This is a genomic window from Halobaculum rubrum, assembly GCF_019880225.1.
Taxonomy (GTDB): Archaea; Halobacteriota; Halobacteria; order Halobacteriales; family Haloferacaceae; genus Halobaculum; species Halobaculum rubrum.
Genome location: NZ_CP082284.1, coordinates 811,829 through 827,236, shown reverse-complemented (window position 1 = coordinate 827,236; position 15,408 = coordinate 811,829). Strand labels below are relative to the sequence as shown.

The following is a 15,408-nucleotide window of genomic DNA, read 5'->3' as shown; positions in this document are numbered from 1 at the left end:
CGTCGGCCGGGGGATCGAACCCCCGGCCGCGACGGTCACAGCCCGAGCCGGCGTCGGATCGCTTCGAGCAGCCCGGGCTCGTCGTCGACGTGCTCGCCGGCGTCGGGAACGACGCGGTCGTCGGGATAGATCCGGACCCGGCTGTCCGCCTGCTCGACGTCGATCAGTCCGGCCGTCTTCAGCGCCGACAGCGCGTCCTCGACCTCGTCGATCGTCGCGTCGACGCCCGAACGGAGCTCCAGCACCGTCATCCCGTCGTCGGCGCGGCCGACGAGCGCGTCGAGAACCGCCACCTGCGTGTCGTCCCTGTCGCGGAACTCGGGCGGCACCCTCATGCTCGAGTGATCGCCCGGAGTCGGCTTACGTGTACCGGAGGCGCGAGCCTCGACTCGGCGGACGCCGCCGGCGCTCGGCGCCGCAGCGCGCGTGCCGCGCGTCGGACGCGAGCGAACCCTTTTATGGGTTTGGGTGATTCGTAGGCACAATGGGACTCAGATGTCTCCTCGGCCACGACTTCTCGGAGCCGAGGACGGAACGAGACCGCGAGGTGCGGGGGGACGAGGTCATCACCACGATCACGGAGGTGAAAGAGTGCAGTCGCTGCGGCGAGACGCGTGTCGTCTCCGAGAACAAGGAGGTAACGACGGCGGGACGGAACCGGAACGACGCCGACGGCTCCGACTCGACCGGCGGCGACGGCGGGGCGGCGGCCGATTCGACGACCGCCGAGACGGCGACCGCCGACGCGACGACCGCCGAGACGGCGACCGCCGACGCGACGACCGCCGAGACGGCGACCGCCGACGCGACGACCGCCGAGACGGCGGACACGACCGGCACCTCGGACGCGACGGGCGCCGCGGCGTCAGACTCCCCCGCCGACGAGACGGTCGCAGTCGACGTGTCAGCGGATGACAGCGCGGAGGACGGCGCGGCGGTGACCGAGGACGGCTTCGACCACCCGACCGCGGAGCCGACCGACGGCTCCGTCGACGCCGACGTCGAGGGGGACGCGGAGATCCTCGACGCCGACGGCGAGCCGGCACAGCCGTCCGAGTCGGCCGAGCGAGGCCACGGCGAGTGGCCGGACGCCGACGCGAACCGCCGCGGCGACGACGCTCCCGAGGGGGAACCCGAGCGAGGGGAGTGGCCCGACGCCGACGGCCCGCACAGCCCCGCCGAGGGCGAGGACGAGGACGTGGAGTTCCTCGGTGACGACGCCGACCCGACCGCCGAGGACGACGCCGCCAACGAGGCCCGAACGGACGTGGTCCCGGACGCGAAGCGGGCCGACGAGCCGGGCGCGGCCGCGGACCCGACCGGCGAGGACGCGGAGTTCATCGACGGCGACGGCCCCGCCGACTGGCCCGAGCAGGCGGTCGAGGACGAGGGGTACGACGCGGAACTCGACGGCGACGACGCGGACGTCTCGGTCGACGGCAACCTCACCCCGCAGGTCGATCCCGAGGTCGCACGCCAGGAGGACGTGGAGTTCATCGAGGCCGACGCCGACGCTGCTGCGAACGAGGAGTCCGCTGCTCCCGCGGCCGCTGACGACGGACGCGGCGATGTCGGCGGCGGCGACGGGAGTCCGACGGACGCAGCCGACGCCGGACGCTCGACCCCCAACGTCGAGCTACGGACGACCGTCGACAACGTCGACACTGTCTACGTCTGCCCGGACTGTGGCAACACCGAACGCGTCGGCGCCTCCTCCATGCGCGCCGGCGACATCTGTCCGGAGTGCAAGCGCGGGTACATCGAGGAGCGCGAGCTCCAGTAGCCCGCGACGCCACGAGCCCGACCGGTCCGAGCGCGTTGCGTCGGGTGTTCCGGGACGGCCGGTCGTCGACTGTGCCGTCCGGGTTCGTTCCTCGCCGCGAGTCGAGCGGTCGCCGTCGGATCCCGGCGTTCGACTCGCCTCGATCCCGCACGGGCCGGTATCGGCACGGCAGCCGACGTCCGGGATCGCACGGCTCCGACGGACAGACCCGTCGCAGCGGCGGCTGACGAAACGTGTTTACCGTCCCCCGGCGAACGAGCGGGCATGAAGCAGTACAAGATGCGTCGCGGCGAACATCTCGAGGACCGAATGCCCGACCTGAAAGCGGAGATCGAGGAGCGGTTCGGACCCGTCTCCGGAACAGAGGAGTGGGAGGGACACGAACTGTACGTCGTCGAGGACCCCGACAACCCCGTGTTCGAGCGCATCGTCGCCGGCGCGGCGTCGTACTCGGGCAAGAAGGACAAACTCGCCGTCCACTTCGAGGAGCGCCCCGCGGAGGATGTCATCGCCGAGGGCAACGCCGACGCCGCCGCCGACGCGGTCGACGCGAAGAACACGTTCCTGCTCGACTCGACCGGCCGCGACGCCAAGTCGCGCCGCGACTCCATGAAGCGCGACGTCGAGGACGACGCGCCCGACTACTGAGCTCGCGATCCACGCCTTTCTCCGGGTTTGCGACAACGGATCGACCCCTCGTTTCGCGGCCAGTGTTTGCACGTTGGTTCTTGGCTTGGTTCGCGACCGCACACGTCGAGAGCATCGAAAACGGATGTTTCAGACCATGATAAACATTACTTCGAATATGAGTAAATCAGCACTAGCCTTTTCCCCTCGGGGGGAGTAGTACGGGTATGAGCATCGAGACGATCCTGCTGACGGTGAAGCGCGATGACGGCGACCGGCTCGACTACATGACCCAGGAGGCGATCGATCTGGCCGCCCAGATCGGGGCGGACATCGTCGTCGCCCACGTGTTCGAGAGCCAGTCGGCCGTGAACGAGGCGCTCTCGCGGCTGGAGGGCGTCGACGGAACGCCGACGGACGTGGCTCGGCGGCTCGGGAGCGTTCGACGCGCGACGAAGGCGATCGAGGCCGCCGGCGTCGAGTTCGGGGTCGAGGGCGTCGTCGGCGACCCCGGCGAGGCGATCGCCGGCCTGGCGAAGCGGGTCGGCGCCGACCGCGTGTTCGTCGGCGGCCGCAAGCGGTCCCCGACAGGGAAGGCCGTCTTCGGGTCGACCGCCCAGCAGATCCTGCTGTCGGCGCCGTGTCCGGTGACGTTCGTCCGCGAGGAGTAACGCTCGTTCGGGGGGATCGACCGTCAGTTCGGGGTCGATCGACCGTCCGTCCCTCGGTTAGCGGCGGCCGGATCGCTGTCGACGGCCAGTCGTTCACTCGGGTCCGTGTGAGAAAGCGGTATCCGTAAGTGCGGCCGCCCGAACCATCGTGGTGATGGCCTACTACGTGGGCGTGGATCTGGGGGCCACGAACCTCCGTGCCGTCGTCGGCGACGACCGGGCGGACATCCTTTCGCGTGCGGAGACCGCCACTCCACGAACCTCCGGCATCGCGATCACCGAGGCCGTGTTGCGCGTCGTCCGCGAGGCGTGCGCGGCGGTCGGCGTCGACCCCGCGGACGCGACGGCGGCGGGGATCGCCTCTATCGGCCCGCTGGACCTGGCCGAGGGCATCATCGACGGTCCGGCGAACGTCCCCGGGATCGGTCAGGTCCCGCTGGTCGGACCGCTCTCGGAGCTGCTCGACACCGAGGAGGTGTACCTCCACAACGACACGATCGCGGGCGTCATCGGCGAGCGCTTTCACAGCGACCGCAACCCCGACGACATGGCGTACGTCACCATCTCCTCGGGACTCGGCGCGGGGGTCTGCGTCGACGGCCACGTCCTCTCGGGGTGGGACGGCAACGCCGGCGAGGTCGGGCACATGGTCGTCGACCCCGACGGCGCGATGACCTGCGGGTGCGGTCGCGACGGGCACTGGGAGGCGTACTGCTCGGGCAACAACATCCCGGCGTACGCCCGACACCTCGCGGAGACGACCGACGACCACCTCCCCACGGACCTCCCGTTGGACGATCCCGGCTTCTCCGCGGTCGACGTGTTCGAAGCACACGGCTCGGACCCGCTCGCGGACCGCGTCATCGACCGCGTCGCGGACTGGAATGTGATCGGGTTCACCAACCTCGCGAACGCGTACGCCCCGCTTGTGGTTCGCGTCGGCGGCGCCGTCGCGCTCAACAACCCCGACCTCGTGCTCGATCCCGTCCGCGAGCGCTTGGAGGAGACGACCTTCGTCAACGTCCCCGACGTGCGACTCACGGATATGGGCGACGACGTGGTCGTCAAGGGTGCGCTCGCGTCCGCCATCACCGGCGGCACCGGCGAGCGCACGACGTAGCCCGGCGGCACCGGCGAGCGCACGACGTAGCCCGGCGGCACCGGCGAGCGCACGACGTCGCTCCCGGATTCGATCGCATCGTTTCCCTCGGCGCCGGCCGTCGATCCGTTCGGCCCGATGGCGACCGCCGCTAGCCCTATCCGGCTCCGCCCCCGACAGTCAGGTATGCGACGCCGTCGCGTCCTCCGCGCTGCCGGGGCGGCCCTCGGCACGGGTGGTATCTCCAGTTCAGCCGGTCGGTCCTCCCCCGTTGCTCTCGCGAGCGCACACTCCACGACCGACAGCGACGGCACCGGCACCGCCGGCGACGACTCCGGCGACGACTCGACCGACGGTGCGTACGCTCCGCTCGGCTCCGTCGAGGTGGCTGGGACCCGCGAGGCGGTCGTCTCGGCGGACGGTCGAACGGCGTACCTCGCGCTCGGCGACGGGTACGCGACGGTCGACGTCTCGGACCCGGCCGAGCCGACGGTGCTGGCGGAGCGGCGCGACCTCCTCGCCGACCGCGAGAGCGGGCCCTTCGGACAGGTCAACGACGTGAAGCTCTCGGGGGACCGCCTCGTCGCCGTCGGACCCGCGCACCCGGGTCAGGAGAGCCCACACGGCGTCCTCGCGGTCGACGTCTCCGATCCCGGGAAGCCCGACGAGGTGGCCTTTCACCGGACCGAGTTCCCGATCCACAACTGCGACCTCGACGGCCGGTACTGCTATCTGACGGGCAACGGGGAGGAGGGGTCCCCCCTCGTCGTCGTCGACGTCGAGGACGGCTCCGAGGTCGGCCGCTGGTCGCTGTTCGACGCCGACGAGTCCTGGCGCGACGTGTCGCGCGCGCTCCGGCCGATCCACGACGTGACCGTCCGCGACGGCGTCGCCGCCGCCTCGTACTGGGACGCCGGGACGTACCTGCTCGACGTGTCCGACCCCTCGGACCCGACCCTGCTGGGCGCTGTCGACCCCGGAGACCCGGCCGCGTTACGCGACCCGCCGCCGCGGGCGGGGACCGTACCGCCCGGCAACCACCACGTCGCCGTGCTCGCGCCCGGCGGCGACACCCTCGCGGTCGGGCGCGAGAGCTGGGCCGTCGAGTACGACGGCGATCTGATCGGCGGGCCCAGCGGCGTCGACTTGTACGACGTGTCCGACCCCGGCGACCCCGCTCACCTGTCGAGCATCGACCCGCCGCCGTCGCCGAACCCCATGTTCGACGGGATCTGGACGACCGCGCACAACCTCGACCTGACCGACGACACGCTGTACACCTCGTGGTACCAGGGCGGCGTGAAGCGCCACGACGTGTCCGACCCGAGCGACCCGGTCGAGGAGACGTGGTGGGCGGACCCGGACGCGGCCCGGGTTTGGGGAGCCTCCCTCGCGGTTCCCGGGGAGTTCTTCATCGCGCCGTCGATGGGGACGCGCGCCGGCGCCCCCGCGGGGCTGTGGACGTTCCCCGACCGCGCCGGCGTCGGCGGCGACCGCTCACGGCTGGACGGCGAGGGCACGGAGACGAGGCAGCCGCCGGCGACCGGGTCGCCGACGACGGGATCGACGGGAACGGAAACCGACACCCCAGGAGGGACCGAGACCACATCGACGGACTCCAGCGCGGCCGCCCCGGGGTTCGGCGTCGCGGGCGCGGTGGCGGGCGTGGGGGTCGGCGCGAGCGTCGCCGCGGCGCTCGCCGGGTGGCGACCGACCGGCTTCGGCGACGCCGGGACTGCCGGCGGTGACGGTGGCCGCGGCGACGGCGACGACCCGAAGTAAGTTGCCGTCGGCGTGAAGTGAGTCGCCGACGCCGCGGGATCCGTCCGTAACGACCGTGAGGGTGTTTCTTCCGCCGACTTCGGGGGCCGTGCAACCGCAAGCTTTCAACCCTTCGGCGACCAATACGGGGTAATGAGCGACCTCGCGGAGCGCGTCGAGACGTGGATGGTCGGACAGATGCCGATCATCCAGATGCACGGCGGGACGAGCGTCGTGCGCGAGGCCGACGCCGAGGAGGGCGTCGTCGTCGTCGAGCTCGGCGGCACCTGTTCGGGCTGTGGCATCTCCGATCTCACCGCACAGAACATCAAACGCGACCTGATCATGGACTTCGACGAGGTCGAGGAGGTTCACGTGAAGGTCCCCGACACCGGCGACATGGGCTCCAGCACCGTCGAGGGCGGCCGCGGCGGCGACCTCCAGTACTCGACGGAGTCGTCGGACCACTTCTGAGGCACCGTCCGTTCGGTCGCAGGTCCCGTTGACGCGCCCGACTACAGCGCCCGCTCCAGCGCCGTCGCCACGCTTCTGGCTTTCTCGGCCAGTTCCTCCGTGAGGTTGCCGCGTTCGACCGCCTCGTCGAGTTCGTCGTCGTCGACGCGCTCCACGCGGCCGTCGCCGTGTTTCACCACGTCGACGTGGAGGTCGACGTAGCGCAGGGAGTCCGGGAACGCCTCGACGGGGGTGCAGACGTTCACGTAGGTGCCCTTTCGCTTGCCGTCCTCGCCGCGGTAGACCGTCGGGTACCACCACCGCCCCTCTCGGAACGTCGTCGTCGCCACGTCGCCCGCCTCCCGTCGGGTGTCGAGCGCGTCGTAGCTGCCGCCGGCGCTCATCCGACGCTCGACCGTCACCGAGCCGTCCGACGGGTCGAGGTCGGTCACCTCGCCGCGCCCGAGGACGATGAGCCGGCCGTCGGGCTTCCCGTGGCCGATGGCGACGCGGTCGCCCACGTGCGGGCCGAACTGCTCCGTGACGACGCCGAACGGGAAGTCCGTGTCGTCGCCGGGGTCGCGCGCGAACTCGCCCGACGCGACGAGCGCCTCCGCCAGATCGACGCCGGCGGAGGCGGACCGCGAGGCGGCCTTCGTCCGGTGGTGGCCGGGCATCGTCGTCGTCACCTCGCGGCGCAGGTCGTCCAGCGCGAAGCGACACTCGCGGCCGAACCACACCCACGCGCCCGCGGTCGGCGACGCGAGCAGTCCCGGTTCGTTCTGGGGCTTCTCCAGCGCGCCGTCGAGCGTCCGGGCGTGCTCGCTCGCCCGCGTCAGCGCGTCGCCGAGCGCGTCCATGTCCGCGTCGCGGGCGTCCCGGCTCCACTCGATCCCCCAGCCGTCGGGCACGTCGGCCGAGAGGAGGTCGGTCATCCCGGCCAACTCGCGGGCGTCGGCGTCGTCGGCGCCGCTGACGCGGACGCCCTCGCGGCCGGGAACGAGCGTCGCGAGGCCGGCCATCGCGCGGACGCGGGTGTCGAGCGTCGGGCGGTCGTCGGCCCACGGCGACGCCGGTGTGAGCACCTGCACGCGGAGGACGTCGTCCTCGCCGACGTAGCCGTCGGCGTTGTCGAACGGGAGGAACCCCTCCGCACCCGACTCGCCGAGGTCGATCACCGCCCCGCCGCCGAGCGTCTCCGAGACGACGCCGTCGAACACCGCGCCCAGCGGCGCGGGATCGTCCCACGCGAGCGCGTCGAGCCCCACGTCGAGCAGGTGGTCACGGAGCGTCGCCACCGCAGCCGGGTCGCCCGCGACGCCGACGCCCTGTCGGTCGTCGGTGGTCTCGACGCCGGCGTCGTGGTCGGCGGCGGGGAGGTCGGCGTCGAACCGACGCCGGATCGGGGGGCTCGCCTGCACCACGTCGTGGCCGGCGTCGAGCAGCGACCGGGTGAGCGCCGTGGCGTAGATACCCCTGACGCGGACGCGCTGGGACGCGGCTTCGTCGCCGTCGGCGTCCGCTCCCGCGCCGCCGTTCCCGTCGCCGCTCATAACGCGTCGGGGTCAGTCGCGAAGCGCACGCGGTCGTTCACGGTGTCGCCGAGGGTGAGTTCGACGGTCTCGTCGTTCAGCACGCGGCCGTCCTCGACGGGAACGCCCCAGCGGTCGAACCGCAGGTAGCCGCGGAGGTCCGCCGCGTGGGTGTACACGTCGAGGTGGTCCACGTCGTGCTCGCGGACCCCGCCGTCGCTGTGGGCGGTGTCCATGTCCGAGTAGTAGGGCCCGTCGCCCTCGAAGAAGTCGGCGAGGTCGGTCGCCGCCTCGTCGACCGCGTCCGCAACCAGCTCCGAGGCGGCTTCGAGGTCGTCGGCGTCGAGGCCGACCTCGCGAAGCGCCGCCTGTTCGCGCGGGTCGAAGTGCATACCGCGGCTTGGGCGGGGCGCGTGTCAAACGTACCGGTCCGGGAAGCGGGACTGTTCCGGTCGGCGGTCCGCCGGAACGGCCTCCGGGTCCGACCTGCAACAAGACACAAGTCTCCGGCGCGTCTCCGGCTCACACACGATGGGCAAGAAGGAGCGCACCGACCCGATCGAGGACGCGGCGGACCCCTCGGTGGATCTGTACGACGTGGCGACCTGGGAGGAGCGAACGTCGCTCGACGGACTCTCGGTCGCGATCTATCGGCTTCTCTCCGGATCGGCCCGGTGGGGAACGATCCTCGTCGCGGGGCTTCTGTTGGTCGGGATCGGCGGGTTCTCGGCGGTGACGAACCCGGCGATCGGCGCGCTCACGCTCCTGTCTGCCATCCCCGCGTTCGCGCTCGCCGCGTACGTCTATCGCTCGGACATCACCACGAGCGCGCCGCTCGGGCTGCTCGTCGCGACGTTCATGCTCGGCGTGCTCACCGCGAACTTCGCGGCGATACTCAACTCCGTCGCGCAGCCGTACTTCAGCCCGATCGGCTTCCTCGGCACGGTCGCGTTCTTCTTCCTGATCGTCGGGCCCGTCGAGGAGACGGTGAAGCTGCTGGCGGTCCGGCTGTACGCCTACAGCCACGACAGCTTCGACTCGGTGCTCGACGGCGCGGTGTACGGCGCGATGGCGGGCCTCGGTTTCGCGTTCATCGAGAACGCGCTGTACATCTCCCGCGGCATCGAGCAGAGCGGACTCGACCTCGGGCTGGGGCTGATCGGGATCGGCGGCGGGATCACCTTCACTCGCGCGCTCGCCGGACCGGGGCACGTCATCTACTCGGCGTTCGCGGGCTACTACCTCGGCCTGGCGAAGTTCAACCCCGAGAACCGCGGGCCGATCGTCGTGAAGGGCCTGGTCATCGCCGCGCTCATCCACGCCACGTACAACTCCACCGTCGGGATCGGTTCGGCGGCGTTGAGCGCGTTCGTCGGGCTGCCGACGCTGGCGTCGTCGTTCGTCTACATCGCGATGTTCGACGGCGTGTTCGCGTTGGTTCTCCTGCGCAAGATCAACCGGTACCGGACGGCGTACACCTCCGCTCACGAGACGGACGCACCTGCCGAAGAGGAACAGCGCTCGGAGCTGACGGAGTTCGACGCCTGAACCGGAACTCCGTGCGGGTCGTCGCTCCTACTCGCCGAGCTTCTCGCGGCTCACCGTCACGCCGGTGGGCGTGATGACGAGCTGGTCGTCGCCCTTCTGAACGATGTCGCCGTCGACCTCGCCGACGACCTGCCGGAGCTCGTCGATGATGCGTTCCACCGTCTGGTCGGTCGTCGAGTGGCGGGTGATGTCGGCGATGACGAAGTCGCCGTCGTAGACGGCGTCCTTGATGTCGATGACGTCTCGCTGGTCGGAGATCTCCGCGATGTGGACCTGCATCCCGGCGCCGCCCCGGGCGTTCTCGAAGTCGTCGAGGTCCAGTTCGACGTAGTCCTCGGCGCTGTGGGTCCCCCCGCCCCCGAGGATCTTGCTCATGATGCCCATGTACGCCACCAAACTCCCTCCACCCATAAGTCTGTACGTCGGACGCGGCGCGGACGCGCGTCTGACTCCGGCGTTCGTGTTCCGGGCACCCCGCAGTTCGACCTCTCGCGTTCCGGAAGCTTCGCCGTTCGGCCTCCCGCGTTCCGGGACCCCCGCCTTTTTGCGTCGACCGCACCCAGCGGGGGACGACGTGACCTTCAGTATCTGCGTCCGCGAGGAGTACACCGACGAGGAGGGCGACCGACAGACTCGGTTCGGCGTCGCGGTCACGACTCGGCTACCCGGCGTCGGCACGCTCTGTCCGTTCGTCTCCGAGAACGGCGCGGTCGCCACGCAGTCGCTCGTGAACGTGGAGTTGGGACGCAAGGGGATCGAGTACATCGACGACGGCCTCGCCGTCGAGGACGCGCTCCAGTCGCTTCTGAACGCCGACGACGGCGCCGAGCAGCGCCAGCTTCACGGCGTCGACGCCGACGGCACGTTCACGTTCTCCGGCGAGGAGTGCAACGACTGGTACGGCCACACCGGTGGCGAGAACTACACCGTCGCCGGCAACCTCCTCACGGGCGAGGCGGTGATCGAGGCGGTCGCGAGCGCCTACGAGTCGGACGCCTTCGGCGACGCCCCGCTCGCGGAGCGGTTGATCGACGCGCTGGAGGCCGGCCACGCGGAGGGGGGCGACAAGCGCGAGCACCTCCCGGTGCAGTCGGCCGCGCTGCAGGTGGCGACGACCGAGGAGCGGGCGGTCGGCACCTACTACGACGACCTGCGCGTCGACGCCACGGAGACCCCCATCGCCGACCTCCGTGAGACGTTCGAGGAGGCGCGACGGGGACGGGAGATCCTCATGGAGGAGTACGCCGACGAACGGGAAGACGACGAGGACGGGGACGAGGCGGACGCCGGGGATCGGCGGGACGAGGACGCCGACGGCGACCCGAACGGGGACGCCGAGGCCACCGCCGAGTGATCCACGGGAACCGCGATCCCGACGGCCGGGATCGCGGGCGGGCACCGTTCCGTCCGAACCATTTTGTCGACACGCGGTCACGTCGGCGCATGGACTGGGCCCTCCTCCGTCGCGGACTGCTCCGCTACAGCCTCCTCGCCGCCGGCGGGACCGTCGCCGTCCTCGTCGCGCTCGCGGGCACCGCCGCGGCGGTCGTGACGTTCGTCGCCGGCCTCGCGACGCTGCTGTGGGCGGCCGGTGGCGGCGGGAACGTCCGCACGACGACGGCGATATCCAACGCGGACTCGATGGGCGTCGCCGGGACCGTCAGCGACGCCGCCGACAACGCGCCCGAGTCGCTTCCCTCGGACGTCCGGCTGTTCTTCTACGGGATCGGCATGCTGGTGTGGAGTCCCGTCGCCATCGCGGTCACCGTGTTCGTCGCCTGATCGGCGGTCGACGGCGCCGTCGCAACCGCTCAGATCGAGAACTCGTAGAGGTCGTCGCCGACGTGGTGGAGCGACTTCACGACCTTGCCCGAGTCGCCGGCCATCTCCGCGCCGTCGACGAGCGCGCGGCCGACGCCGAGCACCTTCCCGTGGGTCTCCTCGGCGACCGCGACGAGGTCGCCCTCGGCGATCGAGTCGTCGGCCTCGGTGATCCCCGGGCGCATCACGTCGGCGCCGTCGGAGACGAACGACACCGCGCCGGCGTCGACGGTGACGACGCCCCGGTCGGGCGGGTGGTCGTTGGCGCCCCGGACCGTGAGAAACGGCTCGCGGTCGCCGTCGTCGGGCTCGTAGTACAGCACGTCCGGCTCGCCGTCGACGAGCACCAGATCGAAGGGGGAGCCGGTCAGCTCGACCAGCTCGAAGGACTCGCCCTCCAGGTCGACGCCGAGGCGATCGGCGAGCGCGTCGCGGATCTCCGAGACGGCGTCGCTTCGGAGGTGGTGACGTGACTTGACGTCCATGTTCGTTCCTCCGCGCGTCGGCGGATAAATCGACCGCTCGGCGTCGGGGCCCGTCTGTCGCCCGGGGTACCCGCGGCGTGGGTGCCGATCGCACGACAAACGCTAAGTCGACCGACGCCGGAGTACGGTCCATGTGGGGATCCCGGCGGGACCGGGACCGGTCCGCCGTCGTCTGTATCGCCTGCGGCGAGTCGCTCCCCCGCGAGGAGGCTCGCGAGTACGACAAGCACGGCGATCGTTGGAACCGACGCGACAAGGAGTTCGAGTACCTCTGTAAGGGGTGTTATCGCGACCTCTCACACCAGCCGCGCGACGATCTGGAGGCGCTGTTGGTCGACGTCGAGGCGGCCGCCGGCGGCGACACACAGGAGACGTACGTCGAGGCGTACCAGCGCGAGGTCTCGCGTCGCTACGGCGAGGCGGAGACCGACGCCGAGGACGCCGAGGACACCGGGGGTCGCAAGGACTGAGGCCGCGGCGCCGTCGGCTCGCTCGGTCGCGTTACCCGCTCGCTGACGCAGTTCTCGGACGGCGCGGCACACGGACCGCTCCGTCGTGTCTCCGTGGGCCCGGTCGCTCACTTCGTTCGCTCCGTCGACCACGCACTCCTCGTGGGCGGCGCGCCCGCAAGCGCGCCGCCCTTCGACCGTCGCCTCACTCACTTCGTTCGTTCGGCGACGCACTCCCCGAAACCCTCACGTACCACACAACCGTAGCTCGCGCCATGAGTGACGCACAGTCGGAAGAGGAGCCGGCCCAGGGCACCGCCGAGGACCAGGGTCCGGTCACCATCACGCAGGGCCTCGCGGACGCGCTCGCGGACAAACGCGAGTCGCTGTTCGCGGAGTTCGAGATCCGCGACGAGTTCCCGCCGGAGGTGAAACGGGAGGCGAAGGACCGCACCGAGGGCGTCCAACAGGAGATCCAAGACGAGATCGACGAGCGACAGGACCTCCGGGAGCTGACCACGTGGACGACCGACCCCGCCGACGCCCAGGACTTCGACGACGCCATCTCCGTCGAGGAGGCGGCCGACGAGTACCACCTGTGGGTCCACATCGCCGACGTGAGCCACTACGTCCACCCGGACTCCGCGATGTGGGAGGAGGCAGTCGAGCGCGGCAACACGGTGTACCTGCCGGGCTACACCGTCCACATGCTCCCGCCGATCCTCGCGGAGACCGTCTGCTCGCTGGTCCCCAACGAGGACCGACTCGCGCACACCGTCGAGATGCACATCGACAAGGAGACGCTCTCGTTCGATGAGGTGGACATCTACAAGTCGGTGATCAACTCCGACGAGCGCCTCACCTACAAGCAGTGTGAGGCGCGCCTCGAGGACCCCGACGCGCCGCTGCACGAGAAGTGCACGCTCGCGTACGAGGTGGCCGACCAGCTCCACGAGCAGCGCAAGGCGGACGGCTCGCTCGTGCTCAACCCGAGCCGCGACCGCGCACACACCATCATCGAGGAGTGCATGCTGAAGGCGAACAAGGCGGTCACCCACGAGCTGATGTGGAACCGCGGCGTCGAGGCGATGTACCGCGTCCACCCGCAGCCGACGCCCGAGCAGTGGAACGAGGCGCTCAAGGAGATCCAGGAGCTCGACGGGGTCTCGATCCCCGGCGACGCGTGGGGCGACGACCCGCGCAAGGCGGTCAACGCCGCCCTGGAGGAGGCGCCGGACCGACAGCTCAACAAGATCCAACGGGCGGTGCTGAAGGTGATGCCCCGCGCGAAGTACATGAACGACCCCTTCGGCGGCCACCACGCGCTCAACTTCGACATCTACGGGCACTTCACGAGCCCGATCCGTCGGCTCTCGGACCTGATCAACCACTGGATCGTCCACGAGAACGACGTGCCCGAGACCCTCGTCGAGCTGTGCGACAGCGCCTCCGACAAGCAGAAGGACGGCGAGACGGCCGAGCGACTGTACAAACAGTTCATGCAGGAGGTCGGCCTCGACTCGTACGCGGTGAACAACCGCGGCGTCGAGGTGATGGACGACCCCGAGGACGCCCAGTACGACCGCCCGGACACCGTTCCGGAGTGATCCCGCCGGCGCGGGGGCGCGTCCGCTCGATCCCCCCGCCGTCCGTGCGACCGATGGCCTACCGTCGGTCCGCAACGACCACCAGGTCGGTCGTCGCGCCGCGCCGCTCGAAGTAGATCCGGCTCTCGGTGCGCTCCAGGAACGACTCCACCTCGGTGACGCTCGTCCCCGTCACGTCGATGCGCGCTCGGGTGCTCGACTCCACGTCGACGCGTTCGGGCGAGGCGACGGTCGGTGTCGTGCTCATACGTACCCATGCGGGGGGAGGTGACTTGTACGCGAGCCATGCGGAGTGGAAGTAAAACCGAGGTACGGCACCGTTGCGGTCCGTGGGGACCCTCGACAGAGCGGTCCGCCCTCGCGGCGGCCGGCCGGAGCCGCCAGTCTGATGAGATCGGCACCGCTGGGAAGTGCATGGACTACGACGCCGTGGTGTTCGACATGGACGGGGTGTTGATCGAGCGGTCGCCGTCGTGGGTGTTCGACGACGCCGCCGAGCGCGCGCTGCGGGAGGCGGGCATCGACGAGCCGACCGACGAGGAGTTCCGGGCGGTTCGCACGCTCCGCGGCGGCCTCGAGGACGCGACCGCCCGCTTCGAGTCGACACACGAGGTCGCGTTCGACCGGCTCTGGCGCCGCCGCAACGAGCTGGTCACCGCGAACCAGGCGACCGCGATCGAGGACGGGGAGAAGGCGCTGTACGACGACGCGGGGGCGGCCCTCGACCTCCCGGGCGCCCGCGGGATCGTGAGCAACAACCAGCACACGGCCGTCGAGACCGTCCTCGACCGGTTCGACCTCCGGGACCGCTTCGACACCTGGTACGGCCTTCGACCGGGGATCGAGGACGTCGGGGCCGAGAAACCGGCGACGGGATACATGGAACGCGCCCTGCGTGATCTCACGGCGGACCGGGCCGTCTACGTCGGGGACCGTTCCTCCGACGTCGCGGCCGCCCACAACGCCGGCATCGACGCCGCGCTCGTCCGGCGGGAGTTCAACGCCGACGCCGATCCCGACCCGACGCCGGAGTACGACGTCGACTCGCTGCACGAACTCGTGGAGCGACTGGCGGTCGCGGACTGAGCCCCACCGTCGCCGACGTGAACCGCCGAACTTGTCCGCGCCCGCGGGCGCCCGCGACGTTCGCGAACGGTCCGACGACGGCCTGTGGGTCACTACCGCGTGAAACAAGGCAGGGGCAGGCGAATTCCCGGCCCGAGGAACGTGGCGCCCCCCCGCTGTGGGCCCGTACAGACAGCGTGGGTCTCACGTCGGTCTCGATTCGGGTCGAACGTCGACGATACCGTTCACAGTCGATCGAGACCGGATTTTCGAGATCGGGCGTCTGGAGTCCTCTCTCGCCCGTGTGATGGGTTATCACACCCATGTCGTTCGCACAAAGTATTTACCGTGACCGCCACTTGTCTCTGATACCCCTACCCGAATACGCTGGTAGCCACGCAGCCCCAGACCGAGTCCGGCTGTCCACCGACAACCGGTGTCGGGTGTGGCAGGCGGGCGTCTGCAGCAGGCTCGGGAGGACGCTGCCGGTGCAATGCGATGCAGTGC

At 70.5% G+C, this 15,408-nt stretch carries 18 protein-coding genes; 12 read left to right on the top strand and 6 right to left on the bottom strand.

The features are described 5' to 3' along the window. Positions 1 to 35: 35 nt before the first annotated feature. Positions 36 to 335, bottom strand: coding sequence for a DUF6432 family protein (locus K6T25_RS04340; RefSeq protein ID WP_222916790.1), 300 nt, complete (start codon positions 333 to 335; stop codon positions 36 to 38). Between the two features lie 149 nt (positions 336 to 484). Here K6T25_RS04340 and K6T25_RS04335 point away from each other — a divergent pair, with 149 nt between their 5' ends. The 6 genes from K6T25_RS04335 to K6T25_RS04310 all read left to right on the top strand — a co-directional run bounded on the left by K6T25_RS04335 (position 485) and on the right by K6T25_RS04310 (position 6,415). Continuing rightward, positions 485 to 1,783, top strand: a complete 1,299-nt coding sequence (locus tag K6T25_RS04335; RefSeq protein ID WP_222916788.1) for a DUF7093 family protein — start codon at positions 485 to 487, stop codon at positions 1,781 to 1,783. A gap of 264 nt (positions 1,784 to 2,047) precedes the next feature. Further along, positions 2,048 to 2,431, top strand: coding sequence for a DUF5611 family protein (locus K6T25_RS04330; protein WP_222916786.1), 384 nt, complete (start codon positions 2,048 to 2,050; stop codon positions 2,429 to 2,431). A gap of 206 nt (positions 2,432 to 2,637) precedes the next feature. Then, positions 2,638 to 3,081 carry a universal stress protein gene (locus tag K6T25_RS04325; RefSeq protein ID WP_222916784.1) on the top strand — a complete coding sequence of 148 codons (444 nt, stop codon included), beginning with the start codon at positions 2,638 to 2,640 and terminating at the stop codon, positions 3,079 to 3,081. A 154-nt stretch (positions 3,082 to 3,235) separates the two neighbouring features. Beyond that, on the top strand, positions 3,236 to 4,201 hold the full coding sequence (locus K6T25_RS04320; protein ID WP_222916782.1) for an ROK family protein: 966 nt from the start codon (positions 3,236 to 3,238) through the stop codon (positions 4,199 to 4,201). 165 nt (positions 4,202 to 4,366) lie between these two features. Beyond that, the gene (locus K6T25_RS04315) at positions 4,367 to 5,962 is read left to right on the top strand and encodes an LVIVD repeat-containing protein (RefSeq protein ID WP_222916780.1); all 1,596 of its coding nucleotides are present in this window, start codon (positions 4,367 to 4,369) and stop codon (positions 5,960 to 5,962) included. A 132-nt stretch (positions 5,963 to 6,094) separates the two neighbouring features. Next, complete coding sequence (locus tag K6T25_RS04310; protein WP_222916778.1) at positions 6,095 to 6,415, top strand: NifU family protein; 321 nt, start codon at positions 6,095 to 6,097, stop codon at positions 6,413 to 6,415. 41 nt (positions 6,416 to 6,456) lie between these two features. Here the strand turns inward: K6T25_RS04310 and K6T25_RS04305 are convergent, their stop codons facing one another. Continuing rightward, on the bottom strand, positions 6,457 to 7,947 hold the full coding sequence (locus K6T25_RS04305; RefSeq protein WP_222916777.1) for a ribonuclease FAU-1 family protein: 1,491 nt from the start codon (positions 7,945 to 7,947) through the stop codon (positions 6,457 to 6,459). Then, the gene (locus tag K6T25_RS04300; RefSeq protein WP_222916776.1) at positions 7,944 to 8,318 is read right to left on the bottom strand and encodes a DUF7532 family protein; all 375 of its coding nucleotides are present in this window, start codon (positions 8,316 to 8,318) and stop codon (positions 7,944 to 7,946) included. The genes K6T25_RS04305 and K6T25_RS04300 overlap by 4 nt, the downstream gene beginning before the upstream one ends. A 139-nt stretch (positions 8,319 to 8,457) precedes the next feature. On the opposite strand from K6T25_RS04300, the gene K6T25_RS04295 reads away from it, so the two are divergent. Then, positions 8,458 to 9,474 (top strand): PrsW family intramembrane metalloprotease, encoded by a 1,017-nt coding sequence (locus tag K6T25_RS04295; RefSeq protein WP_222916774.1) that lies wholly within the window; start codon positions 8,458 to 8,460, stop codon positions 9,472 to 9,474. Positions 9,475 to 9,501: 27 nt separating this feature from the next. Here the strand turns inward: K6T25_RS04295 and K6T25_RS04290 are convergent, their stop codons facing one another. Further along, positions 9,502 to 9,858, bottom strand: coding sequence for a cell division protein SepF (locus K6T25_RS04290; protein ID WP_222916772.1), 357 nt, complete (start codon positions 9,856 to 9,858; stop codon positions 9,502 to 9,504). Between the two features lie 190 nt (positions 9,859 to 10,048). Between K6T25_RS04290 and K6T25_RS04285 the strand changes: the two genes are divergently transcribed. Together K6T25_RS04285 and K6T25_RS04280 are read left to right on the top strand one after the other, a co-directional pair. Further along, complete coding sequence (locus tag K6T25_RS04285; protein WP_222916770.1) at positions 10,049 to 10,828, top strand: DUF1028 domain-containing protein; 780 nt, start codon at positions 10,049 to 10,051, stop codon at positions 10,826 to 10,828. An 89-nt stretch (positions 10,829 to 10,917) separates the two neighbouring features. Beyond that, the gene (locus tag K6T25_RS04280; protein WP_222916769.1) at positions 10,918 to 11,256 is read left to right on the top strand and encodes a DUF8070 family membrane protein; all 339 of its coding nucleotides are present in this window, start codon (positions 10,918 to 10,920) and stop codon (positions 11,254 to 11,256) included. A gap of 29 nt (positions 11,257 to 11,285) precedes the next feature. Here the strand turns inward: K6T25_RS04280 and K6T25_RS04275 are convergent, their stop codons facing one another. Further along, positions 11,286 to 11,780, bottom strand: coding sequence for an RNA-binding protein (locus tag K6T25_RS04275; RefSeq protein ID WP_222916767.1), 495 nt, complete (start codon positions 11,778 to 11,780; stop codon positions 11,286 to 11,288). A gap of 131 nt (positions 11,781 to 11,911) precedes the next feature. Between K6T25_RS04275 and K6T25_RS04270 the strand changes: the two genes are divergently transcribed. Together K6T25_RS04270 and K6T25_RS04265 are read left to right on the top strand one after the other, a co-directional pair. After that, positions 11,912 to 12,250, top strand: coding sequence for a DUF7562 family protein (locus K6T25_RS04270; RefSeq protein WP_222916765.1), 339 nt, complete (start codon positions 11,912 to 11,914; stop codon positions 12,248 to 12,250). A gap of 254 nt (positions 12,251 to 12,504) precedes the next feature. Next, positions 12,505 to 13,836: an RNB domain-containing ribonuclease gene (locus tag K6T25_RS04265; protein ID WP_222916764.1), complete on the top strand. Its 1,332-nt coding sequence runs from the start codon at positions 12,505 to 12,507 to the stop codon at positions 13,834 to 13,836. Between the two features lie 58 nt (positions 13,837 to 13,894). Here the strand turns inward: K6T25_RS04265 and K6T25_RS04260 are convergent, their stop codons facing one another. Further along, positions 13,895 to 14,083 (bottom strand): hypothetical protein, encoded by a 189-nt coding sequence (locus K6T25_RS04260; RefSeq protein WP_222916762.1) that lies wholly within the window; start codon positions 14,081 to 14,083, stop codon positions 13,895 to 13,897. Positions 14,084 to 14,250: 167 nt separating this feature from the next. On the opposite strand from K6T25_RS04260, the gene K6T25_RS04255 reads away from it, so the two are divergent. After that, complete coding sequence (locus K6T25_RS04255; RefSeq protein ID WP_222916760.1) at positions 14,251 to 14,922, top strand: HAD family hydrolase; 672 nt, start codon at positions 14,251 to 14,253, stop codon at positions 14,920 to 14,922. Positions 14,923 to 15,408: the final 486 nt, after the last annotated feature.